The organism is Arthrobacter sp. Soil761 (assembly GCF_001428325.1).
Lineage (GTDB): Bacteria > Actinomycetota > Actinomycetes > Actinomycetales > Micrococcaceae > Arthrobacter.
Genome location: NZ_LMSF01000031.1, coordinates 172,332 through 197,031 on the forward strand (window position 1 = coordinate 172,332; position 24,700 = coordinate 197,031).

Genomic DNA, 24,700 nt, shown 5'->3' on the forward strand with positions numbered 1-24,700 from the left:
GAGAAGGTGCCCGCAGCCACATCCGCCCAGAACTGATGGCAACCGGTATCAGATCACCCGGAGTTCTAAGTCAAAGGATGCTCGGCTACCAAGCGTCGGAAGCAAACCAAGTGTGTGTCTAAATGGGTAGCTCCGCCCGCGGGCCGAGACAAGCTGTAATTTTGATTTATTGCAACCGATTGAAACGATGATTTCTTACCTACGGCCATAATCTGGCTCCGGGATGGACGAAGGGGAAAAAGTGACGGAAGAGGAGGGGGGTATAGAAGTCCTGCCGCCCGCTGGTCGGAAGCACCCGGTGACTATATATGACATAGCCAAGGAAGCGGGTGTAAGCCCTTCGACTGTCTCCCGAGTGTTCAGCAAGCCCGAACGGGTCAGCGCAGCAACAGCAAAACGCATTCGCGATGCAGCTGCAGCGCTGAATTACCGGATCAATCCGCTGGCTCGGGCATTGCCGACTGGACGAACAAAGACGTTGGGACTCCTCTTGTCGGACATCACAAATCCGGTCTACTTTGATTTGGTCCGGGGAGCTGGGCGGGTTGCCTCGGCGGAGGGTTATACCCTGGTCCTGGCGGAGTCACAGGAAGTACTGGGATTGGAAGCCCAGGCGGCTGAACGGCTTTTAAGCTTGGTTGACGGTCTTGTGCTGGTTGGAACACGGCTGAAGGAAGAAGATATCCTCCATTTCGCCGAACGAAAACCTGTGTTGCTGGTCAACAGGACCATCGCAACGCTTCCTCATGTTGTTCCGGATATCGTCCCTGGCATCGAGGCTGCCGTTGCTCATCTTGCCAGTTATGGCCACCGCTCCATCGCTTTTCTTTCGGGTCCATCAACATCGTGGATGAGCACGTGCCGATGGGAGACCGTTATGGACCAGGCTCTGCACCGCGGAATGAACGTTGTTGAGATCGGACCCTACAGCCCCACTTTTGAAGGCGGCGCGGAGGGGCTCAGACGAGTTCGGGCATCCGGCGTTACGGCGGTTCTTACGTTCAATGACGTCATGGCGATTGGATTGCTGACGGCATGTAAGGATTCGGGCATTGCCGTGCCTGATGAGCTCAGCATCGTCGGCTTCGATGATATTTTTGCGTCTGAGTTCACTTCCCCGTCCTTGACCACCATTCGCAGCCCATTGGGGGAGGCAGGGGAGATTGCCTTCAGGCGCATCGTGTCAACCCTGAAGGGGATTGATGAGGAGGTTCAGTCTAATCTCGCCACTGACCTCATCATTCGCAAATCCACGGGGGCTTGTCGACGGAGTTGAAGTGAAACGTCCAGGTTGTGCAGTGGCCGCAACCGGCCAGGATTGCCCCGCAGGGCAGCAGTCAGTGCGACGCTTCAAGGAGCGCCACACCAACCACCTCTCCTAGCGTGGGTCTGAGCTTCCCACTGTAAAGATCGCACGGAGCCTTCTGGTCTGATGCCGCCGTCTCCCGCCCGAATAGGAGAATTACACCGCTGGGACCTCACCGTCAAGTGCCTCCAAGACTGCAAGGCCGATCTCAGCGTCCTGGTCCGGTGTTCCTCCAGCGACGCCGAGTCCGCCCAGATGACGCCCGTCGAATGTTATGGGGAATCCACCGCGGATATTTGTGAGCAAGTTGTCCGTGCCCATTGGAAGGGCGAGTGCGAAGTCTCCCTGCATCCATCCGCTGGGCTTCCTGGAGGACGCCGCGGTGTTGGCTTTGCGCCGTGAGGTTTCGACGCTGTGTGGCATCGATCCATCAGCGCGACCGAACGCGACAAGGCCCATCATTGGGTCGACGACGGTCACAGCGACCAGGACGCCCTGGCGTTCTCCTTCTTCAAGGGCCAAGGAAACAGCACGGGCGGCCGCTGGATAGCTCACTGAGAGTGATTCGACATAGTTTTGCATGGGTTTTCCTCGGCCAAATTAGTAGTTTCGGAGCAGAGCTTGTGTTGCCCTGCTCAGCTTCGCTTTAGCTTCTCGTCGCCGTTTGTGCAGGAGAGGCTCGGTATAGCCGTTGGGTTGCTTGCTCCCCTCAAACACAAGATCCGCTGCGCACTGAAACGCGATGCTGTCATCGACGTTCGGGAGCATGGAACGGTACAGCGGGTCGCCAGAGTTCTGGGCATCCACTACGGCGGCCATTCGCCACAGGCTTTCACGTACATCCTTTTCGCTAATGACTCCATGGCGGAGCCAGTTGGCGATGTGCTGGCTTGATATTCGCAGGGTTGCCCGGTCCTCCATGAGTGCAACGTCATGTATGTCCGGTACTTTGGAACACCCCACTCCTTGGTCGATCCAGCGGACCACGTATCCCAGCAGCGATTGCATGTTGTTATCCAGTTCCTCCCGGCGCTCGGCTTGGGACCATGAGTTGTTGACGTCGATTGGGAGTGTCAGAAGGTCCGTGAGGGTGCCCCGACGCCCGCTGTCCGAAAGTTCTCGCTGCCGGGAGGTGACATCAACGCGATGGTAATGGATGGCGTGGAGCGTTGCGGCAGTGGGGGAGGGGACCCACGCCGTCGTGGCTCCCGCAAGGGGGTGGGCGATCTTCTGCTCGAGCATCGCAGCCATGAGGTCAGGCATGGCCCACATGCCCTTGCCGATTTGGCCGTGTCCGGGCATTCCGACTTCTAGCCCGATGTCGACGTTTTGATCTTCGTATGCCCCGATCCAGGCTTGGGTGCGCAATTCGACCTTGCGAACGATGGGCCCGGCGTGCATAGACGTGTGTATTTCGTCCCCGGACCTGTCAAGAAAGCCGGTGTTGATGAAGACGAGACGTTCCTGGGCTTCCGCTATGCAGGCCTTTAAGTTGAGGGTTGTCCGCCGTTCCTCGTCCATGAGTCCGAGTTTCAGTGTATTAGGGGGCAGACAAAAGAGTTCCTCGACCCGTCGGAAGAGGTCGACCGTGAAGGCTACCTCTGCGGGTCCGTGCATTTTCGGCTTGACGATATAGATGGATCCTTCTGACCCGTTCCGCAGAGGGTTGGAGGGATCGCGTCCGGGCAGGGCGGTCAGCGTGGTGAGTACCGCGTCCATGATGCCTTCGCCAATATCGTTGCCGCTGGCATCGAGCACAGCGTCGGTACCCATGAGGTGCCCGACGTTACGGACGAAAAGGAGGGCGCGTCCCGGCACAACTACCTCTCCCGTACCATTCGCTGCCGTGTATACCCGGTCTGCCTCGAGCCGGCGGAGAACGACCTCTCCGCGCTTTTCGAAGGTATCTGCCAGGTCGCCCCGGTTTAGCCCCAGCCAGTTGCGGTAGCACACGACCTTGTCGTCGGCGTCTACAGCCGATACTGAATCCTCGAAGTCGATGATTGTCGTGATGGCTGATTCCAGAAGGACATCGGAGACGCTTGCCGGATCCGTCCGTCCCACCTTAGTGGAGGGGTCTATGACAATCTCAAGGTGAAGTCCATGGTGGAGCAGGAGGATTGCCGAAGGCGAAGTGGCTTTGCCCCTGTAGCCCGAAAAAAGCTCAGGCTCGATCAGGCCGGTGATGGCGCCATCTGACAGTTCTACCGTCAATGCCCCGTCCCGCACAGTGTATCCCACTGAATCGGTGTGGCTGCCGTGGGTCAAAGGGAAGAACTCGTTAAGCAAACCCCGGACATATGACACTACGACCTGGCCGCGCGCCGGGTCGAATACCCTTAATCCAGTAACGGGAGCCAACGCATCGGTGCCGTATAGGGCATCGTAGAGAGATCCCCAGCGGGCGTTGGCGGCGTTGAGGGCGTATCGGGCATTGGAGACGGGCACAACCAGCTGTGGGCCTGCAACGATGGCCACTTCCCGGTCTACTCCCGCGGTTGCCACGTGCACGTCCTCTGGCTCCGGCAGAATGTAGCCGATGGTTTCAAGGAACGCCGCGTATGCGTCGGCATCGAATGGGACGGGGTTTCCTGCATGCCATTCGTCAATCTGCGCCTGGAGCTCGTCACGCCGGGCAAGCAGTTCGCGGTTTTTCTGTGTCAGATCACGGACTATCTGAGAAAAACCCTTCCAAAACAGCTCCGGTTCAAGGCCCGACCCGGGAAGTGCCTCCTGTTCAACGAAACGGTGCAGTTCTGCATCTACGGAAAGTCCTCCTGCTTGAACGCGTTCTTTCCGCTCTATCATTTTTGTCCCGTCTTCGAACCGACGGCATTGCCTGAAGCCGCGAATATGGTGCCTGGGTTGAGAATCCCTGCTGGATCGAGGGCCTTCTTAATGTTGTGGGAGATTTCGAGCAGATCCTCTCCGATCTGGTCTACAAGACAAGGCCGCTTCAGCCGCCCCACGCCGTGTTCGCCTGTAATCGTTCCGCCCAGTTGAATGGCAAGGTCCATGACCTCGCCATAGGCGAGGTAGGCACGTTCCTTCATGTCGGCGTCGTCCGGGTTGAAGACGATCAGCGGATGCGTGTTGCCGTCCCCCGCGTGGGCAATGAATGCGATGACCACATCGCGGGCCTCAGCGATTTTTTCTACGCCGAAAACGAGTTCTGCGAGTCTCGGGATAGCGACTCCCACGTCTTCAAGCAGCAGAGTTCCCATTCGTTCGACTGCGGGGATAGCGATTCGTCGGGCGTTGGCAAAGCGTTCACCTTCCTGCTGGTCCGCCACTTCGAACGCCTCGAACGCGCCGTGCCGATGGAAGGCAGCAAGCATGGTGGCTACTTCGGCGCCGCTTGGGCTTTGGTCGTCCGAACGTGCGACGACAAGCGCAGACGCATGCCTGTGCAGTCCCATGCCTAGTACGTCTTCGACGGCGTTGATGGACGTCGCGTCCATGTACTCGAGCATTGAGGGACGGATGCTTGAGGCGATGTCCAGGATTGCGGCCGCGGCTTCCCGGCTGCTGGAAAACCAGCCGACTACTGTCCGTGCCGGCGGAGCCGGGGGCAGGAGACGCAGGGTGAGCTCGGTGATGATGCCCAGTGTTCCCTCGCTGCCAACGAAAAGTTTGAGCATGGACAGCCCTGCCACATCTTTCAGGCGCGGACCACCGATGCGCACGACACGCCCATCAGCCATGACCACTTCCATGCCCAGGATGTAGTCCGACGTAACGCCGTACTTGACGCAGCACAAGCCGCCGGCATTTGTGGCAGCGTTTCCGCCTATCGTGCAGATTTCGAAGGAAGCCGGGTCCGGCGGGTACCACAGGCCTTCAGCTGCGGCAGCCCCCTTCACTTCAGCGTTGAGTAGACCAGGCTGTACCACTGCTGTGCGGGTGACTGGATCGACGGCGATGTTCCGCATCCGTTCGGTGCTGAGGACTATCCCGCTGGCGATGGCGGTCGCTCCTCCTGACAGTCCGGTGCCCGCGCCCCTTGGCACCACGGGCACTTGGTGCCTGGCCGCCCACTGGACGGCCATCTTAACGTGCTCAGTAGTGAGCGGAAGAACAACTGCCATCGGCATCCCGGCGTTTGGGTCGACAGCGCGGTCCTGCCGATAAGCCTCCATGGCCTTTGGGTCAGTGATGATGGCTTCGGGCGGGAGCATCGAGGCCAGTTCGTCAATGACCCGTCCGCGGGCTTCACGTGGTACTGGGGCTTCCAGCCCCGGAATGTCAGAGTCCTGTAGATCGGTAGCTTGTGACACGTAGTCGCGCTCCTTCTGGTCATGGTGGAGGAAGAGGAAGAGTTTCAATGGCCGCTGGCGAGGCCTGGCCGCCAAAGGAAGTCGGCGTCGTCGTTTCAGTTGGTGAACTGAAGAACTTCGAAAAGTTCGATGGTGGGCAGCTCGACCACAACATCATCCCCCTCGTGGTGGGTCCTCAACGGGGTGCCTGCCACGAGCGCTTTAACTGCCGGCTCCGTTGCGGCTGCGCCGTGTAGTCGCACGAGTCCGCCGCTGTACGGGAGGTGGGGGCCGTAGGTACGCCTGCGAACACCGGAGTGGTTGATCAGGTGAAGTACCCTGCCTTGATGATTGGCCCCGGTGATGAGCTCAATGCTGTCGTGCAGTTCGGCCGTAATCGCAGGTTTCACCATTGCCTTCACCAGGGAGATGAAGTGGTCACGCACATCGGTTTTTCCAAATTCGCGGTAGGTACGTCCAATCGTCCATGGAATATGAAGGACTTCGCCCTGGCCGTGTTGTCCGCGAACGTAGGCGGGGTCACCACTGCCCTGGTGGCCGTACGCCAATTCGGGCGGCCCAAACGGTGCTCGCGGCAGGACGAAGCCGGCGGACATGGTGCCAGGCTTCCAAACGCAGCGCTGGTAGCGACCAAAGACAGGCAGCAGCGGGGCGTCGTACTGGTAGTCAGCCATTCTGGGCTGATGCTGATCAGTGACGTACGTGGAGCGCAGGTCTTTCCCCACCAGCGCGGGACTAAGTGCCTGAAGTGCCAGACTGCTGGCTATTTCGACTTCCCCGTCCTTGCCAATACCCGCCGAGCCGGTGGAAATCAGCTTGCCCCCACGCTGGACAAAAGCGTCTATGACGGGTGCCGCGCGGGCGAGATTGCCCATGTCCGGAACGATAAGCAGTTTGTACCGTGCCAGCCCCTCACTAGATTCCAGGGTTGCCAGTTCGTCGACTGGCAACACGTCAAAGGGGAGGCTGGCTTCAAGGAGCGATAAGTAGAGACCCCTGAACTCTTCAACTAGCTCCCAATAGTTGCCTGCGCCACTAACCGATGCATGACCCGGGCGGACCAGCGCAATTTCAGCTGTTGGGTGGAGTCCTTGGTACACCGCGGAGTTATGCTGCCGGAACCTCATGGCATCCCGCGCCTGGGAGGTAGTCCATTCAGTGGGGAGACGGCCCGGCGCGCCAAAGTAGTAGGCAGACGGGTTTCCCCCACGCGCAATCGTCTGAACGACATACTGTGCGAAATGCTCCGGCTGTTCGGATCCCATGCGGTATGCGGAATCGATGAATGCGACGCAGTTCACCATGACGGAAGCGCCAGGCCGTGAAGTTACATGGGCACTGACCGCTTCGGCGGTAGCATGCGGCCAAAGCTCTTTACCCGGCATTGACTTGAAGGAATTGTTGCCCTCGAGATAAACCATGGGGGCGCCTTCCCTAAGGAGGACGCCGATGTCTTGGCCGCGTTCCGCTATGTGGTCGGCGATCCGTGAAGTTAGCTGTTTGAGCGTTGAATCGGTGTAGCGGCGCCAGAGTCCAAAGGATTCAGAGCTCATGTCGACGGGCAGGTCACGGCCGCCGCTGAAAAGCGCAAATCCTTTGCGGCATCCCTCGCAGTGGCAGGGGCCATGCATGACTTCGTCGTAGTCCCGAACGTTGAAGTTGAACCAGTTGAAGAAAACCGCATCCACTTCATAGCGGTCCAAGACCTCGTCAAGGACATCGAAAGTGCGTGACTGATAGTAATCGCCGGACGGGCACACGCTGTACAGGGAGTTGTAGATCTGAGGTTTTCCCTCGGCAGACCGGAAGAGCCACTCCGGATGCTCCCGGGCCAGAGGCGCGGTTACTTTGGACATGTCAAAGCGGGCAATGACCTTCAAAGCCCTTGCTTTTGCCGCGGTGACAGCGTCCCCAAAGAGGTCTCCGGAGGGACGCTGGGCCAGCAGGGGGTTACGGGTCTGGAAGGGAAGGTCTGTTGGATAGAACGACATTATTCCGCCCGCATTCAGAAGCCATGTGTCGGCTCCGAAGTCGACGGCGGCGTCAGCTGCCGCTTCGACGTCCATGCCGGCGTCTATCTCCTGGAGGTTGGTTTGCAGCACGTTGAACGGCTCTCGCCATCGGCTTTCTGGGGGGAGGTCGCGTTCGTACGTTTTAGCTTCTTTTTGCATCATGACCTATCTGGATTGAAGCGTCCTGCGCGGGGTTAGCCGGCGGCAACTGGGTTCAGGGCTTTCTGCTCTTCTGCGAGGCGCAAACGTTCGATTCGCCTGCGCTTCTGCTCGACAGGGTCTGCCACAGGAGCGGCAAGCAAGAGACTTCTTGTGTATGGGTGTTCCGGGGATGATGTGACGCGCCCTGCGGGCCCGGTCTCGACAAGGTCGCCCTTGTAGATGACTGACACTCTGTGGCTGACATAGCGAACCACGGCCAGGTCGTGCGAGATGAAAAGGCATGCCACTCCTGTGCGCTGCTGTATTTCGAGCAGGAGGCGAAGAACAGTGGCCTGTGTGGACAGATCCAGGGCTGAAACTGGTTCGTCACAGATAATGAGTTTTGGCTCCGGGGCAAGGGCTCGGGCAATCGCGATCCGCTGCCGCTGGCCACCGCTGAACTCCCGCGGGAGGCGTTCGGATGCGTCCGCGGGCAGTTCTACCTGGTTCAAGAGCCCGCGGATTCGTTTGCGGGCGTCGTCGCGGGTTGCGCCCTGTACCATCAGAGGCTCAGTCAGAATGTCGCCGATGGTCAACGCCGGATTAAGGGACGAATACGGGTCCTGAAAAACGACCTGTAGGTCCCGTGCCAGTGCTCGTCGCCGGCTGGGGGTCGCATGGGTGATGTCTTCACCCTGGAAGTGAATGGTCCCGCCCGTGGGTTTCACGAGCCCGAGTACAGCCCGGCCAATCGTTGTCTTGCCTGAGCCTGATTCCCCTACCAACCCGAGAACTTCGCCCGGGGCAATGGAGAGTGAAACGCCGTGGAGAACTTCGTGCGTCTTTCTCCGCAGTCTGTGCCCGGGGAATGCAACCCGGAGGTTTTCCACCTGAAGTAGTGCGTCCGCGGTCATTTCTGCTCCTTACCGGTAGCCACCAGGGAATCCGGATCTTCGCGCAGGTTGCTCTCGTCAAGGATCGAGCTGAGAAGCTTCTGCGTGTACGGGTGTTGCGGATGGTGGAAGACCTGCATCACGTCTCCCTCTTCCACGATGAGGCCCCCGCGCATCACGGCGATACGGTCGCAGATGTCTGCAACTACACCGAAGTTGTGGGTCACGAGGAGGATGGCCATTCCCATTTCCTGCTGGAGGTCACGAAGCAGGTCCAAAATCTCAGCCTGGATCGTGACGTCAAGGGCAGTCGTGGGTTCATCGGCGATCAGGACACGCGGACGGCTTGCTACCGCTCCAGCGATGAGGACGCGCTGGGCCATGCCCCCAGAAATTTGGTGAGGGTACAGGTCGAACGTGCGGCGTGTGTTGGGAATGCCGACGCGTTCCATGAGCTCAAGCGCGCGTACTTTCGCAGCTGTCCGGGACAAGCCCATGGATGTCCTGATGCCTTCGACGAGCTGGTTGCCGATGGTGAAGGATGGGTCCAGGTTGGACATAGGTTCTTGCGGGATGTAGGCGATCTGCTTGCCTCGAACCCCCCTGAGTTCCCGTTCGCGAAGGCCAAGCAACTCCCGTCCGTCCAGCACTATGGAGCCGCTGGTGATGGCCGCCTCGGGAGGCAGGACGCCGAGGACAGAAAAAGCAGTTTGGGTTTTTCCCGAGCCCGATTCACCAACGAGACCCAGGGTCTCTCCTGCCTTCAGGTTCAGGGATACTCCTTTGAGCACCTGCTTCGGTTCCCCGGAAGGGTTGGGGTACTCCATTTTCAGGTCTTTTACCTGCAGCAGGTGAGTTGCATCCTCAGTTGAACGGGTTGGCGCAGCCTCCCGTTCACGAACCTTAACGCTTCCAAGCTTGGCTGCCTTCGGCCGTGCGCCTTCAAGCGCATCACGCAGTGAGTTCCCAAGGAGGACCAGAGAAGCGGTTGATACCCCCAGGAGCAGTGCCGGCCACAGGAACTGCAGGGGATGTACGTAAAGGTTGAGGAATCCTGTGGCGATCATTGCACCAAAGCTGGGGACCTCCGTCGAACCTACTCCGAGGAAGGCAAGGCCGGACTGCAGGTTGATGGCCGCACCCATGAGGAAGGCGCCCGAAATGATGATGGGGCCGCGAACCACAGGCATTACGTGCCGGCCAAGGATCCTCACGGTAGACAGACCGGAAACTCGTGCAGCGTCCACATAAAGTTCATTTTTGACGCCGGCGGTGACGTTGCGGACGATGCGGTAGATGGAAGGAGAAAGCAGGACACCGAAAATCAGCATCGTGATGCGGAAGTCGCCTTTGGTCAGTGGCATGAGCACGATGAGAAGCAGGAGCCCCGGGAACGTCATGATCAGGTTGAAGACCCACTCGATGGCTGTCCGGAGCCGTCCGCCAAAGTAGCCGCCAACCAACCCGAAAGCCAGGCCGACAGTACAGGCCATGGCGGTGCCGATGGCGGCCGAGATGGCGGCCGTCTGGATGGAGTACAGCAAACGGGAGAAGATGTCGCGGCCGCTTTGATCGCCGCCGAGAATGTATCCCGGGGCCCCAATGTCGGCATTTACGGCATTTAGAGAAGATTCGTTGGGGCCGTGCTGTGCAATAAACGGGGCAAGCAGGCCCACCAGAAGGACCAGGAAGAGGAGGACTGTCGTAATGACTGCCTGCGGATCCCTTAGCAGGCGCCGGAAGGGTGAACGGCGTGAGGCGGTTTCTGGCGTATCCGTCTCAAGGAGCGCTATTTCGGTGCTCAAAAGAGCCTCGCTTTCGGGTTGAGCCAACCATTGATGACGTCGGTCAACAGGTTGATGGATACGACGAGCATGACGCTGAAGACCGTGACGCCCATGATTACCGGGATGTCCCCTTGAAGGGAGGAATTGAAGGCGAAGGAGCCGAAACCGGGCAGGGCAAAGACGTTCTCAATGATGAGCGCCCCGCCGAACATTGCGATGAACTCCAGGGACAAAACGACAAGTGCGGGAGCAGCAGCGTTCCGCAGTGCGTGTCGGTAAACGATGGATCGTGGCGAAATTCCCCGGGTACGCAGGGTGCGAACATAGTCCTTCTGAAGCTCTCCGATCATCGTGCCCCGGATTTGTGCCGACATGTTGGCCACTCCATTGATGACCAGAACTATGACGGGGATGGTTATGGATGCCGCCCAGCGTCTTGGGTCCTCTGCAAAGGGCGTGAATCCGGTGGCGGGGAGCCACCGTAGGTTCAGGGAGAACACAACAACCAGCCCAATCGCAATCAAGAGGTTGGGAAACAAGTTGCCAATCAGCGACGTTCCCTGGGCGATACGGTCCACAGCTCCGGCGCGGGACGCGGCCAGAACGCCCAGGATCACGCTGAAGACTACGCTTAGCGCCAGGGCCACAAGGACAATGGAAAGCGTTACTCCCAGCCGGACTGAGACCGCTTTTCCTACCGATTCGCTGGTGAAGTACGAGACTCCGAAGTCTCCCCTCAAGGCAGCCCACAGCCAGTCGAAATACTGAACGAGGACGGGACGGTTCAGGCCCAGCTGATCTTTGAGGGCGTCGACCGCATCAGGTGAGGAGGCAGGACCCAAAATGTTGGTCGCCACCCCCGTGAACGAAAAGCTCAGCAACCAGAATGTTATGAGCGTTACGAGGACTGCCAGGATGACTCCTGTTGCCAGCCTCCGAAGGATATAGGGAATCATGGGGAACCTTAATCAAATAGAACGGGAGCCGGTGTAGCCGGCAGCCCAAATACAACTAAGGGCAGCCGATGCAGCCAACCGGGTGCCTTTGGCTGGACTCAGGGCTGCAGTGATCGTCTGTGGGGGCCGTCCGGGAAGGCACGGTGACCGTTTGGGACGTGGCGCCGCGGCCGAAAGCGGATGCCCTTCGTACGGCCGCTGCATCCAGCCTGCCGCCTCGCGCATGAAAGCAGGGGGCGTTCACCCCCGGGAATACCCTCGGTCATCGCGACCCCTTTGTCGGTTTTTAGCAGTTTTGCCATCTTGTGATGGCGGTACGCGGCTACACCGGCAAGCCGCTGTTACCCGCATCACTTGAAGTAAAGCACGTTCCCGCCAAGGTGACAACCGATTGCCGAATCATTTCTTTTGGCCCCACCCGCTAGGCCCCAAGGCAATAAATCCGCTGAATCCAGAGGCTTTTCCCTTTCTGGGTACCATGGATGGCGGTGCAGTAGATCAAGTAAACATCCGAAGATCCGGATGTCTTGCCCGTTTTAGGCAACCGGTTGACACAGAGCTTATCGGGTGGTGATACTTGCCACAGGCGGGCAGCGATGAACTATCGGTGCATCGGCCGTAAACAAAGGAGTTTGAGATAGATGGATGATGCGTCTGAAGTACGCGAGATCCGCAGCGTATTGGCGACCGTGCTTTACCAGCCAGATGAGATTGAGCAGCTACGACGGGCCTTCGAGCCGGCAGAATTCATGCACGTTCACCCACGGGAAGCCGCAGCCATTGAAGATGCCCTGCGGCATGTGGACGTCGCCATCCTCCCGATGGACATTGACGACCGGTTCCTGTCCGCGCCGAACCTGAAATGGGTGCACTGCGATCATGCCGGTCTGACACGATCAGCCCGAAGCGAAGTATTTGAAAAGGGCCTCATTGTTACCGGATCCGCAGGAAGATCAGCTCCGGCACTGGCACAACATGCCTTCTACTTCGCTCTGTCCTTGACCTTTGACGCGAAGCGGCTCTTTGATCTGCAAGCTTCACATACATGGACCAGGATCCCCGGATACGAAACGCGCCTGGCACTTTGGGGAAAGACTCTTGGAGTCGTGGGGTTTGGCAATACCGGACGGGAGATGGCGCGTCTCGGCAAAGCCTTTGGCATGCGTGTTGTCGCATACCGTCGCACCGCCGGGGAAGCTCCGCCTGAAGTGGACGTGATGCTTGCCAAAGACAATGGCGATTCTTTGCAGCCGTTGATTGAAGAATCAGATGTCATCATGCTCGCGACGCCGCTGACTGACGAGACTCACCACCTCTTTTCGGCCGATGAATTCTCCCGTATGAAGCAGGGGGCTTACGTCATCAACATGGCACGCGGGGGCGTCATCGATCAGGACGCACTGATCGAGGCACTAAGAACTGGCCAGATTTCAGGAGCTGGATTGGATGTGACTGATCCGGAGCCACTGCCGGAGGATTCCCCTTTGTGGGATATGGAAAATGTGGTCATTACGCCCCATGTCACTCCGAAGCTCCCGGACCGCACACAACGATCGATTGACACCATCGTGGAGAACATCGGCCGGTACCGCCGTGGAGAAGAGATGCTGAACGCATTGACTCCACGTGACGTCTACACACGCCTTCTGCCCTCCGCCCATTCCTAATCCAAAAAAACCGGCAACTACAAGTCAAAGGAACTTCCATGCCAACTCTTCGCCTACGTCGGGCCGCGATCGGCAGCGCAGCCGTCGCTCTCGCTGCGAGCCTGGCTCTCTCCGCCTGCGGGGGAGACCCATCATCCGAAGCGGATTCCGCTCCAACCACACTTACCTTCGGAGTTCAGGCAGCGCCGAATTCACTGGACCCGGCCCAGTTGCACGATGGTCAACAGCGGTATGTCTGGGGCGCCGTGTATGACACCCTGATTTACAGCGACAGCGAGGGAAAACTTCAGCCTGGAGCCGCGAAGAGCTGGGAGTATTCGGCGGACGCCCGTACCCTCACGCTTAAGCTTCGCGACGACATGAAATTCAGTGATGGTGATCCGGTCACGTCTCAGGCTGTCAAGACGAGTCTTGAACGCACCCGGACCACTGCCGGGCCTCAGCAGAGCAATCTTTCGGCTGTTGCCTCCATCGACGCACCGGATGAGCACACCGCGGTACTCAACCTGAGCCGCCCCGACGCCAACCTGCTCGTGTCCTTGTCCTACGGTGCGGGCGCGATCGGAGACCCGGCCACGATCAATGAAACGCGAACTGCTCTGGATCCCGTGGGTTCGGGACCGTATACGCTGGACCGCACGGCAACGGTCGACGGTACGAAGTACGTGCTTAAGAAACGCGACGATTACTGGAACGCGGAAGCCTACCCGTTCAAGACGGTCACCGTGAGGGTGATTCCGGACCGCACAGCGCTCTTCAATGCGCTGCTGACAAAAGAACTCGACGCGGGGACTGTCGATGCCGCCCAGTCCAAGCAAATTGAGGCGAGCGGGTTCACCCTTACTGCAGTTGAGGATGTCTCCACGGCAGGAATTGTGATCGCGGACAGGGCCGGACAGGTGGCTCCGCCGCTGGCCGATGTCCGGGTCCGGCAAGCAGTCAACCTTGCATTCGACCGCAAGAAAATGCTCGCTGCACTGGTCAACGGCCAGGGCCGCACCACGGAGCAAGTCTTCGACAAGCTCTCCCCTGCATACATTAATGAACTCGACGATGCTTACGGTTTTGATCCGGAGAAGGCCCGCAGCCTTCTCAAGGAGGCAGGCTACCCCAACGGCTTCAGCCTGACCATGCCCGCGACCGCGATCGTCCAGCCCTTCCAAGCCAGCATCACGCAGGCATTGGCCGATATCGGCATCAAGGTCGAATGGGAACCAGTACCAGCACAGAGCTCCGGACAAACAACCAAATGGGGTATGTACTTCAACCTGGGCACCACCGCGGCACCCTCACGGACTGTTGCCCTCTACTTTGGGAAGAACGGATCCCAGAATCCTTTCCGGTATGAGGATCCCAAGATGAATGACCTGTTGGTAAAGCTTTCCGCAGAAACCGACAGCGCGCGTGCCGCGGACATCTACAAAAAGATCAACCAGTACGCGACGGATAATGCCTGGTTGGCCCCATTCTTCTCGCTGGAATCCACGTGGGCCATGAAGAAGGGCCTTGACTACAAGGGAACCGGAAGCGCAGTGCCCGATCTTCGCCTGTTCGGAGTGACAGGCAAGTAATTCGGTCAGCCAATCACCGCTAACTGCTGGCCGGCAGAAAGGATGCGACGCGTCCGGGCTGCCGGCCAGCGCCATTTCCCCTGGCGCGCACTGCCCACTGCAGTAATGCGTCCGAGGAATATTCCATCTTGAACAGAGTTTCGTGATTCAACCCGATAGGAGAACCAGACCATGAGTGGCGGTGGCTACAACGTTTCAGTCGATAAGACGACAGGCTCACAGCCAGCAACTGGAACGATCGTGTTCGTCAATTCTTTGGCGACGACCGGGAGCATGTGGGATGGAGTAGTTGCCCGGCTTCCTAAAGATTTTAACGTCGTGCGTTTCGACCAGAGGGACCGTGGCGGGCCGTTGGGACACAGGCCTTTCGGCCTGGATGATCTTGTCAGTGACCTTTTTGATGTTCTCGACACCGAGAACGTCCAGGAAGCGCATATTGCAGGGGTCTCGTTGGGAGGCCTTGTGGCGCTCCGGTCCGCGGCCGTTATGCCTCACCGGACAAAATCCGCGGTCGCGATGTGTTGTGCCGCACGCTTTTCAAAGAACGTGTGGCTCGAACGCGGTCATCAGGTCCGCGCCCACGGTATCGCACCGCTGGTCCCGCAGGTGATTGATCGGTGGTTTACTGCTGATTTTCAGCGAAGGCAGCCATTCATCGTGGATCAGCATCGGCAGATGCTGTCTTCAACGGATCCGAGAGGTTACGCGTTGGCTTGTGACCTGCTGGCGGAAGCCGACGTGACGGAAGACCTGTCCTCCATCGAAGTACCACTACTGGTTGTGAGTGGCGACGCCGACTCAGCCAACCCCGTCACGGATCAACAACTCATTGTTGAAAACGTGGCCTCTGCGCGGCATGAGGTGTTGAGTAATACGGCCCATCTCGCTCCTGTGGCCGAACCGGGACTGATAGCCAGACTGGTGTCTGAGCACGCCCGTTTGCATAACTAAGGACGGACGCCAGGATGGAGTCTCCTCATGGATTGCCGCTCGGTGAACCCACCCCAGCGGTGCGTAAAGGTTTGCGTGTACAGACGTGCGATGAGGTGTCGCGGGGCGACCTGATAGAGGCAAGGGTTGGCTCTACCCGCTTTGTATGGGGCGAAGTCCTAGATGTGCACCCCACCATGGAGCTTTTTTGGGTCCTTTCACCGGATGGGAACCGCCGAATAGTAGAACTCTCTGAGTTTGAAGTGTATTTCACGGCCTAGCTGATGCGCGGTGCCGGCGTGGCGCCCATCCCACGACTTGAAATTGCCGCGGTACTAAGCGCGGCGATCATTCCACTATTTTCTGCGAGAAAAAGGAAGACCATGTCTGTAGAAGTATCCCGTCCCGTAGAAAGGTCTCGCCGGGGTGCGCCCAAAGGGCGGGGCGGGATTGTTGTGGTGCTTGCCTTGGCCGGCATTGTTGTCTCCTTGATGCATTCCTTGGTCGTTCCTCTGCTTCCGCGTCTGCCCGAGTTCCTTTCCGCCTCGGCAGGAGACACTACATGGGCAGTCACGGCGACCTTGCTTGCCGGCGCCGTCGCCACACCCACCGTCGGCCGGCTGGGGGACATGTACGGAAAGCATCGCATGCTGCTGATCAGCCTTGGTTTGCTTGTGGTCGGATCAGTAGTGGGGGCCCTCAGTTTCAGCCTGGCGCCCCTGATCGTGGGCAGGACCCTTCAAGGTCTCGCCGCCGGCGTAATTCCACTGGGCATCAGCATCATGCGGGATGAGCTTCCACCCTCCAAGGTAGGCGGCGCAACAGCAGCCATGAGCGCATCGCTCGGGGTTGGAGGTGCCTTGGGGCTGCCGGTAGCTGCGGTGATTGCGGAGACGTTGGACTGGCATGCGTTGTTCTGGGTGGCGGCCGCACTTGGTCTGGTGGCCTTCGTCCTCATCCTGTGGCTGGTACCCGAATCCTGCGTAAAGTCGGGAGGACGCTTCGATGCAGTCGGAGCTGTAGCAATGTCAGCCGCCTTGATTATGCTGCTGCTTGTCATTTCCAAGGGAGGCGCTTGGGGATGGACTTCTCCCGTAACCCTGGGGCTAAGCGGTGGATGCGTCTTTCTTTGGATCGGTTGGGCGTTCTGGGAGCTACGGGTGGCCAGGCCTCTGGTTGATTTAAGGACCAGCTGGCGCCGTCAGTTGCTCTTAACGAACCTGGCGTCTCTGATTTTCGCTTTCTCCATGTTGTCAATGTCGCTTAGCCTGCCGCAGATACTGCAGTTGCCGGCAGAAACAGGTTATGGGATGGGGCAGCCTATGCTGGTGGTGGGACTCGTGATGGCCCCGTCAGGGTTGGTGATGATGGCCGTGTCGCCCCTATCGGCCTGGATATCGACAACAGCAGGGCCAAAATGGTCGCTCATGGCAGGAGCAGTCTTCGTTACCGCTGGATACTGCATCGGCTTTTTGGCGCTCTGGGCAGTATGGCAGCTGATATTGGCATCGGCCCTGGTTGGAGCGGGCATCGGCCTGGCATATGGAGCCATGCCAGTGCTGGTCATGGGCGCGGTTCCTCCGTCAGAATCGGCCTCTGCCAACGGCCTCAACTCGCTAATGCGCTCGGTGGGGACATCCTTGTCAGCGGCCGTCGCCGGTTTGGTCTTCGCCCAGATGAGCGTGAATCTGGCCGGTCACTCTGTTCCGTCGCGTGATGCCTTCCTTGTAATGATGGGAATCGGGGCATGCGCCGCCCTCACCGCGCTGGCTATTGCTACCTTTCTACCGCAGTACAGGCCTCTCCGGTAGAGGCCAGCCCGATTGATGCTTGCACCCTGCGGGCCCACTCAGGAGCGAGGCAGCAACAACAACTATTACTGCCACCACATACACAGAACGGCTCGGCTGGAATATCCAGCCGGGCCGTTCTGATGTCTCCCGCCCGCTGCCAAAGCTCAGCGGCTTATCGATGCCTCTCGAATACTCCCGTCGAGCAGATCGGCCAGCAGAGCATTGACCCTGTCTTTCGCCCGTTCCAAGACACCTGCTCCCGGCGCCACGTGCACTATTCCCGCGTCCACAGCGTCGAGGGCAGCCTCGGCCACTTCACTCGGGGTGAGAAAAGGGAGGCCCATGGAACGGATGCTCGGCGCTCCCGAGGGCAGTTCAATTGCGCCAAGTGCCGCCGAGTTGTCCCCCAGGGGCGTATCAACAAGTCCTGGGCATAGGACGGTGGCTCCCAGGTCCGGCGCTGCCTGCTTCAACTCCAGGTCGAGGGTTTCAGTAAGCCCGACGACGGCATGCATTGTGGCTGTGTAAGGGGACCGGCCTGGAAGCGGCGCCAAGCCACCGGAGGACGCCGTGTTGAGAACATGCCCCCGTCCTTGCTGGATAAGATGTGGCGCGAAGGCGCTGATGCCGTTGACGACGCCAAGGATCTTGACCTGGATCATCCGTTCCCATGTCTGCGGTGTCTGCTCCCACGTGGAAGCGCTGGGCGACACAAGGCCTGCGTTATTGCACAGAAGCTGAACAGTGCCGAAGGCGTCAATCGCAGCTTTCGCCAATGCCCTGACTGATTCAAGGTCTGCAACGTCCGCGGCGACAGCCACAGCGTCGGCTCCGGCCTTACGAAGACTGCTCGCGGCAGCTTCGGCGGCATCTGCGCGGATGTCTGAAATAACGACGCGCCCACCACGTGCAGCAACCGCTTGGGCAAGTCCAAAGCCAATCCCGCTGGCCCCGCCCGTGATGACGGCAACGTCACCGCGTTTCAATTTCATTTTCAGTCCCTTTATGTTGAGATGCTGCCGGATTACTCAGGAGTATCGGCCGGCAGATAGAGGCGATGAGACGCCAAACACTTGACGTCTCGAGTCATTTGCTTTGCGGACAGATATGGAAGGGGTGCCGCTCATGAGCGGCACCCCTTCGTCATTCGTGATTACTACTGGCCGGGTTTTGTATTGCCCGTGGCGGTCCATCTGCCGCGAAGGTAGAACGCTGAGCCCTTGGGCCTCCGGTCCCTAGTGAAGATTCCCTTCTTGTTTCCGTCTACACGGTGGATTCCGGGTGTTGTCCTGAAATCGGCGAAGTTCCAAACTTGTTCACCGACAAAGGACGGGAACTTATCGAAGACCCGATGATTCATATCCAGGTATGCGATCTGGTATTCCTCCGACCACGGGATGTCATTGAGCGAGTGCAGTCCCGCCATCGTGTCGGCACCGTACTCAGTCATCATGACCGGCTTGTCGAATTTCTCGACCCAATCGCGAATATCGGTTTCAAGTTTCACCTCTGCCGACGCAAGGTCACCGTTATCGATGTACCACCCGAAGTACCGGTTGATGCCGATCACATCGAAAAGCGTGGCGATCTGGTCATTTTTTGCGTTTGCAAGCAGCCATGCTGTGTAGGTTATGGGCCGACTGGGATCTATCTTGCGTGCCAGCTCCGCAAGCGGCGCAAAGTATTCGTAGGCTCCGTCCTCCTGGCTTGCTGGTTCATTCGCGATACACCACATGACGACGCTTGGGTGGTTCTTATCCCGGCCGATCAGCTCACGAAGGTGCTGCGCGTGGGTCTCCTGCATTTCGTCGCCCAGCGTTTCCTGGGAGAACGTGGGGGGCGGGTTCTTGGCGGTCATTCCACCCGAGACACCCAGGTTGAAGCCCACGGCAGCCGTTTCGCCAATCACAACGATGCCGTGCCTGTCGGCGTACTCCAGAACTTCCTCGGCATACGGGTAGTGGGAGGTGCGGAAGGAATTGGCCCCAATCCACTTCATGAGTTCGAAGTCGTGGACCAGGTAGGCATTGTCATGGCCCTTGCCGCGAACCGGAGTGTCTTCGTGTTTTCCGAAACCAGTGAAGTAAAACGGTTTGCCGTTGATGAGGAACTCATCCTTGGTCACCTCGATGGTTCGAACACCGACGCTCTGAGTATAGGAATCCAGGATTTCACCGTTATGGTGAAGCGAGACTTCCAGGTTGTACAAGTAGGCAGCTCCTGGCTGCCACAGGTTTACATCCTCGACGCGAAGCGAACCTTCGGCCCCGCTTCCACGAACCACCTCTGCGCCGCTTTCGTCCCGGAGAACCACCTGCACATCCGCGGGCTCCGTGGAGATAACCGAATACTGGATGATGCCAGCGGCATCATCGATCCCAGTTGTTACCGTAATGTCGTCAATTCGCGTCTGCGGGACTCCCGAAAGCCAGACCGACCGGGCCAGGCCGGCATAGTTGAAGAAGTCGTGATGGTAGCTCTGCCGGCGCTGCCCCGAATCGACCACGTTGACGTGCCCTGGCGGGATGGTGTGGATCGAAAGCTCGTTGTCCACCCCGACGGTCAAGCGGAAGGACTTTCCCGGCTGCACATACTCAGTGATGTCCGCTTCAAACGGGGTGTATCCGCCGACATGTTCCACCACGGCGACATCATTGACGTAGACCTTGCCGTGGTGCGTCGCCGCATCAAAACGGATTACTGTCCGTTTGGAATCCCAGCCCTGGGGGACGAATACGTCACGCTGGTACCACACCCAGCCCACATGGTCGCGGATCTTTGCATCCAGGAAGAGATCGTTGTAGCTGGCGGGCACTGCTACATCAAGCGAACCGGGAAGAGGCGCGGACCACGGCTCCCGCAGGTTGGTCTCGTCGAGGGCGAACCGCCAAATTCCGTCCAGGTTGACGAGATCGCGGGTACTTGAGGCCTGAGGTTTCAACATTGATTGAATTCCTGACTATTTGGTTGGCATCGATTGCCCAGAGGAACGGCAAGCGGTTGCCAAAATCATAACGGATAGAGAGTTTTGTTGCGAGAGCATCGCACTGTGAGCAGCGTCACAAACGAGCGGACTGCGGAACATAGTGCCTAGTTCGCGGCAATATTCGCCCCAATACGCGGTGGCACTCCGGGGATGGGGTCGAGGGTTGAATACTCGTATTGGCGTTGCAACCGATTGACAAAATATCCTGGAAACATTGGGGACGACAAGCCATGAAGGTGGTTCCGTTCCGGGGGCAGGGGGTGCTTGAAACCGGCTGATGGTTCAGCCAGGGAACTTTCCGGTGGAGCCCCTGACCACCAGTTCGGTGTCGATATAGTGGGTTGAAGGACCCTTTTCCGACCCTCTAAGCGCTTTGAGCAGAAGGCCGGCTGCTTCCACGCCGCAAGTTTCCATAGGCGCTCGTACCGTCGTCAGCCCTGGCGTGGTGAAGTCGGCGCCAAAAATATCATCGAATCCTATGATGCTGATCTGGTCTGGAACCGCATAGGCCGCGGCCTGGAGTTCCTGCAGCAGGCCGATGGCCAGGAGGTCATTGTAGGCAATGACGGCCGTGGCCCCACTTCCGACAATCGTCCGGGCAGCCGCCCGGCCCCCTTTTATTGTGGGACTGTCCGAATGCAGCTTGTCGGCCTCTATCCGGGACCACTCACATGCCTGCTGCACGCCCAGCCATCGCCGTCGAGACATCCACGATGCCTCGGGGCCGGCGATGAAGGTAATCTTTCGATGTCCGTGCCCGGCCAGATGACGCACCGCTTCCCCCAAGCCCTGCTCCACATCCGGGACAACGCACGTGATGCCCTCTACGTCACGGTTGACCACTATGACGGGCTTTTGTTCGGCAAGCTGCCTGATGTGGGCGTCGTCCATTCGCGGGCTAGCCAGAATCAGGCCGTCCACGCTTGCCAGCATCCGCTGGGCAGCAGACTGTTCTTTCCGGGAGGACTCCGCCGATTCGGCAAGAATTACCGAATAGTCATGATCTGCGGCTGTAAATTCTGCTCCCCTGATTATTCCAAGGAACGTTGGGTTCGCGACATCGGTAACAATCAGGCCGATGGTGCTGGTTTTTCCCGTAGGAAGAGCTCGCGCGAAGGGATTTGCCTGATAGTTGAGCTCCGCCGCTGCATCCTCAATGAGCTTGCGGGTAACAACGCTTACCCTGCCGGGTTTGCTTAGAGCCCTGGAAACCGTTGAAGGATTCACGCCCGCCAGTTTCGCAATGTCGTAAATCGTGGCATTGGCCCTGGGCGGTCTGCCCTCGACTTTGCCGCGGAGGGTCTTAGCCTCCGCCGTGGGGGGTGATAGTTCAGTCACCTCTACAGGATCGGAAACATAACGGGAAAAATCAAGCGGTTGCCATAATCCGGCCGACGAGCGTGCCAATGTAGCCGCTCGTTCACCCTTGCAGATACCCAGATTCTAGTATCTGCAAGGGCTATGGCACTCACCGACTAAGGCGCAACGACCATGGCAACCGGTTGACATAGTGCACCCGCTGGGCCAGCATGGAGGCATGCCTCAGTCTCTTACACACCCAGATCGCCTTCTTCCGGCAGATCCCGGAGTGCGCCGGTTCGCAAGGTCACTTCTGGAGTCGGTGGAAGGCCTGCCGATACTTTCTCCACATGGACACGTCGACGCCGCCGTCATTGCCGAGAATTCTCCCTTTCCCGATCCTGCAGCGCTGCTGGTAAGCCCTGACCACTACGTTGTTCGCCTCATACACGCCAGCGGTGTACCGCTATCCCGGCTGGTTCCGGCCTCGAATGAAACTTTGCGTCCGGACAGCAGGTCGGTCTGGCATGAATTCTGTAAGGCGTGGCCGCTTTTTGACGGAACTGCTTCCGGCCATTGGCTTCGGGACCAGTTCCAATTCGTCTTCGGCCTTAGTCAGCTACCCACGCCCGAATCGGCAGATGCCCTGTATGAGGAGCTTTCGGCCAAGCTGCAAGAAGAAACCTTCCGCCCGCGGCAGCTTTTCAAGGACTTCAACATTGAAGTCCTTGCCACTACCGATGACCCCCTGGACGATTTGAGCAGCCACAAGGCCATCGCTGCAGATCCCACCTTCCACGGGCGCGTTCTGCCCACCTTTCGCCCGGACGCGTATATGAACATTGCCCATCCACAATGGAAGGAAAACATTGAGTGCCTGACCGCGGCCGCGGGGGAGCGGGACAGCGATTACAGGAGCTACATCCGTGCCCTCGAGACACGGCGCCGCTATTTCGTCGAACATGGTGCAGTCTCTGCAGATCATGGAGTACGGACTCCTGCAACCCTGAAACTAAGTGAGGCTGAAGCCGCCAAACTTTTCGAGCAGGCCCGGACCGGGATCTTTACGGCTGCCGAACGTGACGCCTTTGAAGCGCACATGCTTTACCAGATGGGTCGTATGTCCGTGGAGGACGGGTTGGTCATGACGATCCACCCGGGCTCCTTCAGGAACCACCATCAGCCGAGCTTCGATACTTTTGGTGCCGACAGGGGACACGACATTCCGTTTGGCATCAGCTACACCGAGGCCATCCGCCCCCTATTGCAGGACTTCGGGACGGCAAAAGACTTCCACCTTGTGCTCTTCACGCTGGACGAAACGGTTTTCTCGCGCGAACTTGCCCCGCTTGCCGGCTTCTACCCTGCGGTGTATCTTGGCGCGCCATGGTGGTTCCTTGATGCTCCGGACGCGATGCAACGCTTCAGGTCAGCCGTCACCGAAACAGCTGGATTCTCCCGATTTTCCGGCTTCATCGACGACACGAGAGCATTCTGCTCCATACCCGCCCGCCATGAGGCATCCCGCCGCGTAGAGGCGTCCTTCCTTGCCCGCCTGGTGGCGGAGCACCGGATAAATGAGGAGCGTGCCTTCGATATCATGCATGACACTGTTGACGCCTCGCCCCGCCGGGTGTTCAAGCTGTGAACGCGGGGAAGTTGGAAAGCCCGGCGCCCGCGGCAAAGCCCGTGCCGTTGCTGAGTCGACACCTGCAGGGAGCCCCGGAACCGGCCCCTGCGCGAATAGTTCACCTGGGGCTCGGAGCCTTTCACCGGTCCCACCAGGCCTGGTACACCCAGCACGCAGGCAATGCCGGGGAGTGGGGAATTGCGTCCTTCAGCGGCAGACGGCCGGATGTTGCCGACACGCTGGCGGCCCAGGACGGCTTGTTCACACTGGTGCAGCGGTCCGGTGACGGGGACGTCTTCGAGCTCGTGGGCAGTATCGTGGAAGCCGTCGATGGCGCAAACCTTCAACGGCTGAAAGAACTGGTAGCCTCCCCGCAGACGGCCGTGGTTACCCTTACCATCACCGAGGCTGCCTATGCACTCGACGAGCCCACCGGCGGTTTGGAGTCCTCGACCCCGCTAGGGCGTCTCGTCCTGGCACTCGCGGCCCGGCGGGTATCCGGTGCGGGGCCCCTCGCCGTCGTCTGCTGTGACAACCTGGCCCACAACGGCACAGTGACTCGGAATGCTGTCCTCGCCCTCGCAGCGTGGCCCACAGGCCAGGCTGGTTCGTTCGCTGGATTGGCAGACTGGATCGACACGAATGTGAGTTTCGTCAGCACTTCCGTGGACCGCATCACCCCGAGGACTACACCGGCAGACCTTGGCCTGATCACCGATGCCTGCGGGTACCGGGACGAAGCCGCCGTTGTCACGGAGCCGTTCCACAACTGGGTCCTCAGCGGTCACTTTCCTGCTGGCAGGCCCCGCTGGGAAGACGCCGGTGCCGTGTTCGTGGACGACATCGAACCTTATGAGAACCGCAAACTGTGGCTGCTCAACGGGGCGCACTCCATCCTGGCCTACCTGGGATTGCTTCGCGGCCATAAGACCGTGGCTGAGGCATTATCCGACTGTATTTGCAGGGACGCCGTGGAGGAATTCTGGGTTGAGGCATCAAGGCATCTGCCCGTAAACCTCGGCATCGCTGAATACCGAAGCGCCCTGCTGGAACGGTTCGGCAACAGCAGAATTGCGCACCATCTGGCGCAGATCGCCATGGACGGAACCACCAAGTTGCGGATGCGCGCGCTCCCCGTCCTTGCCGCCGAACGCGCCGCGGGACGTTCCGGCGATGGGGCAGCCCGGATGATCGCAGCGTGGCTGGCCTACATCTCATCAACGGCTGAATTTCAGGACCCCTTGGCCGCGGAGATAAGGACCGCGCTCACCCTTAAGGGAAGCGAACGCACCGCGGCGCTTGTCGCGCTGCTCAGCCCTGAGCTCGCGGGTGACGTCGAGCTTGTTTCCCGCGTCGATTCGCTACAGCCTGCCACTTCGCGAACTTCCCCCGTCGATATTTCCGATCTTGATCCCGCGGCCCGCTAAGGCAGCGGACCGCACTGGAAGGACC

At 59.2% G+C, this 24,700-nt stretch carries 17 protein-coding genes; 7 read left to right on the top strand and 10 right to left on the bottom strand.

Going from position 1 to position 24,700, the window contains the following annotated elements:
• Nucleotides 1-223 precede the first annotated feature (223 nt).
• A complete protein-coding gene (locus ASG79_RS23275) occupies nt 224-1,276 on the top strand; it encodes a LacI family DNA-binding transcriptional regulator (RefSeq protein ID WP_082581867.1) in 1,053 nt (350 codons plus the stop codon).
• Between the two features lie 186 nt (nt 1,277-1,462).
• Here the strand turns inward: ASG79_RS23275 and ASG79_RS21130 are convergent, their stop codons facing one another.
• The 7 genes from ASG79_RS21130 to ASG79_RS21160 form a co-directional block, all read right to left on the bottom strand.
• A complete protein-coding gene (locus tag ASG79_RS21130) occupies nt 1,463-1,888 on the bottom strand; it encodes a GlcG/HbpS family heme-binding protein (protein WP_056393844.1) in 426 nt (141 codons plus the stop codon).
• Nucleotides 1,889-1,906: 18 nt separating this feature from the next.
• On the bottom strand, nt 1,907-4,114 hold the full coding sequence (locus ASG79_RS21135) for a malate synthase G (protein ID WP_056393847.1): 2,208 nt from the start codon (nt 4,112-4,114) through the stop codon (nt 1,907-1,909).
• A complete protein-coding gene (locus tag ASG79_RS21140; protein ID WP_235509891.1) occupies nt 4,111-5,583 on the bottom strand; it encodes an FAD-binding oxidoreductase in 1,473 nt (490 codons plus the stop codon). Before ASG79_RS21140 ends, ASG79_RS21135 begins: the two co-directional genes overlap by 4 nt.
• A 95-nt stretch (nt 5,584-5,678) precedes the next feature.
• Nucleotides 5,679-7,757, bottom strand: coding sequence for an alpha-amylase family protein (locus ASG79_RS21145; RefSeq protein WP_056393855.1), 2,079 nt, complete (start codon nt 7,755-7,757; stop codon nt 5,679-5,681).
• 32 nt (nt 7,758-7,789) lie between these two features.
• The gene (locus ASG79_RS21150) at nt 7,790-8,650 is read right to left on the bottom strand and encodes an ATP-binding cassette domain-containing protein (protein ID WP_056393857.1); all 861 of its coding nucleotides are present in this window, start codon (nt 8,648-8,650) and stop codon (nt 7,790-7,792) included.
• On the bottom strand, nt 8,647-10,434 hold the full coding sequence (locus ASG79_RS21155) for a dipeptide/oligopeptide/nickel ABC transporter permease/ATP-binding protein (protein ID WP_235509892.1): 1,788 nt from the start codon (nt 10,432-10,434) through the stop codon (nt 8,647-8,649). The genes ASG79_RS21150 and ASG79_RS21155 overlap by 4 nt, the downstream gene beginning before the upstream one ends.
• Nucleotides 10,431-11,372 (bottom strand): ABC transporter permease, encoded by a 942-nt coding sequence (locus ASG79_RS21160; protein ID WP_056393859.1) that lies wholly within the window; start codon nt 11,370-11,372, stop codon nt 10,431-10,433. The genes ASG79_RS21155 and ASG79_RS21160 overlap by 4 nt, the downstream gene beginning before the upstream one ends.
• Before the next feature lie 641 nt (nt 11,373-12,013).
• Here ASG79_RS21160 and ASG79_RS21165 point away from each other — a divergent pair.
• From ASG79_RS21165 to ASG79_RS21180, 4 genes are all read left to right on the top strand, one after another.
• Nucleotides 12,014-13,039: a D-2-hydroxyacid dehydrogenase gene (locus ASG79_RS21165; RefSeq protein ID WP_056393861.1), complete on the top strand. Its 1,026-nt coding sequence runs from the start codon at nt 12,014-12,016 to the stop codon at nt 13,037-13,039.
• A gap of 38 nt (nt 13,040-13,077) precedes the next feature.
• Nucleotides 13,078-14,610: an ABC transporter substrate-binding protein gene (locus ASG79_RS21170; protein ID WP_082581868.1), complete on the top strand. Its 1,533-nt coding sequence runs from the start codon at nt 13,078-13,080 to the stop codon at nt 14,608-14,610.
• A gap of 171 nt (nt 14,611-14,781) precedes the next feature.
• On the top strand, nt 14,782-15,561 hold the full coding sequence (locus ASG79_RS21175; protein WP_082581869.1) for an alpha/beta fold hydrolase: 780 nt from the start codon (nt 14,782-14,784) through the stop codon (nt 15,559-15,561).
• A 437-nt stretch (nt 15,562-15,998) separates the two neighbouring features.
• Nucleotides 15,999-17,351, top strand: coding sequence for an MFS transporter (locus ASG79_RS21180; protein ID WP_321165901.1), 1,353 nt, complete (start codon nt 15,999-16,001; stop codon nt 17,349-17,351).
• Between the two features lie 146 nt (nt 17,352-17,497).
• On the opposite strand, the gene ASG79_RS21185 is transcribed toward ASG79_RS21180, so the two are convergent.
• The 3 genes from ASG79_RS21185 to ASG79_RS21195 form a co-directional block, all read right to left on the bottom strand.
• Nucleotides 17,498-18,325, bottom strand: a complete 828-nt coding sequence (locus tag ASG79_RS21185) for an SDR family NAD(P)-dependent oxidoreductase (protein WP_056393868.1) — start codon at nt 18,323-18,325, stop codon at nt 17,498-17,500.
• Nucleotides 18,326-18,489: 164 nt separating this feature from the next.
• Entirely contained in the window at nt 18,490-20,277 is a 1,788-nt protein-coding gene (gene uidA, locus ASG79_RS21190) for a beta-glucuronidase (protein WP_056393870.1), read from the bottom strand.
• Between the two features lie 324 nt (nt 20,278-20,601).
• On the bottom strand, nt 20,602-21,657 hold the full coding sequence (locus ASG79_RS21195; protein WP_056393872.1) for a LacI family DNA-binding transcriptional regulator: 1,056 nt from the start codon (nt 21,655-21,657) through the stop codon (nt 20,602-20,604).
• A gap of 199 nt (nt 21,658-21,856) precedes the next feature.
• Here ASG79_RS21195 and uxaC point away from each other — a divergent pair, with 199 nt between their 5' ends.
• Nucleotides 21,857-23,266, top strand: coding sequence for a glucuronate isomerase (gene uxaC, locus ASG79_RS21200; protein WP_056393875.1), 1,410 nt, complete (start codon nt 21,857-21,859; stop codon nt 23,264-23,266).
• A 41-nt stretch (nt 23,267-23,307) separates the two neighbouring features.
• Nucleotides 23,308-24,675, top strand: coding sequence for a mannitol dehydrogenase family protein (locus ASG79_RS21205; protein ID WP_235509894.1), 1,368 nt, complete (start codon nt 23,308-23,310; stop codon nt 24,673-24,675).
• Nucleotides 24,676-24,700: the final 25 nt, after the last annotated feature.

Coding starts and splice junctions, on each gene's coding strand:
- ASG79_RS21135 (WP_056393847.1), bottom strand. CDS start 4,114: ATGATAGAGCGGAAAGAACGCGTTCAAGCAGGAGGACTTTCCGTAGAT.
- ASG79_RS21175 (WP_082581869.1), top strand. CDS start 14,782: ATGAGTGGCGGTGGCTACAACGTTTCAGTCGATAAGACGACAGGCTCA.
- ASG79_RS21150 (WP_056393857.1), bottom strand. CDS start 8,650: ATGACCGCGGACGCACTACTTCAGGTGGAAAACCTCCGGGTTGCATTC.
- ASG79_RS21145 (WP_056393855.1), bottom strand. CDS start 7,757: ATGATGCAAAAAGAAGCTAAAACGTACGAACGCGACCTCCCCCCAGAA.
- ASG79_RS21185 (WP_056393868.1), bottom strand. CDS start 18,325: ATGAAATTGAAACGCGGTGACGTTGCCGTCATCACGGGCGGGGCCAGC.
- ASG79_RS23275 (WP_082581867.1), top strand. CDS start 224: ATGGACGAAGGGGAAAAAGTGACGGAAGAGGAGGGGGGTATAGAAGTC.
- ASG79_RS21165 (WP_056393861.1), top strand. CDS start 12,014: ATGGATGATGCGTCTGAAGTACGCGAGATCCGCAGCGTATTGGCGACC.
- uidA (WP_056393870.1), bottom strand. CDS start 20,277: ATGTTGAAACCTCAGGCCTCAAGTACCCGCGATCTCGTCAACCTGGAC.
- ASG79_RS21160 (WP_056393859.1), bottom strand. CDS start 11,372: ATGATTCCCTATATCCTTCGGAGGCTGGCAACAGGAGTCATCCTGGCA.
- uxaC (WP_056393875.1), top strand. CDS start 21,857: ATGCCTCAGTCTCTTACACACCCAGATCGCCTTCTTCCGGCAGATCCC.
- ASG79_RS21130 (WP_056393844.1), bottom strand. CDS start 1,888: ATGCAAAACTATGTCGAATCACTCTCAGTGAGCTATCCAGCGGCCGCC.
- ASG79_RS21170 (WP_082581868.1), top strand. CDS start 13,078: ATGCCAACTCTTCGCCTACGTCGGGCCGCGATCGGCAGCGCAGCCGTC.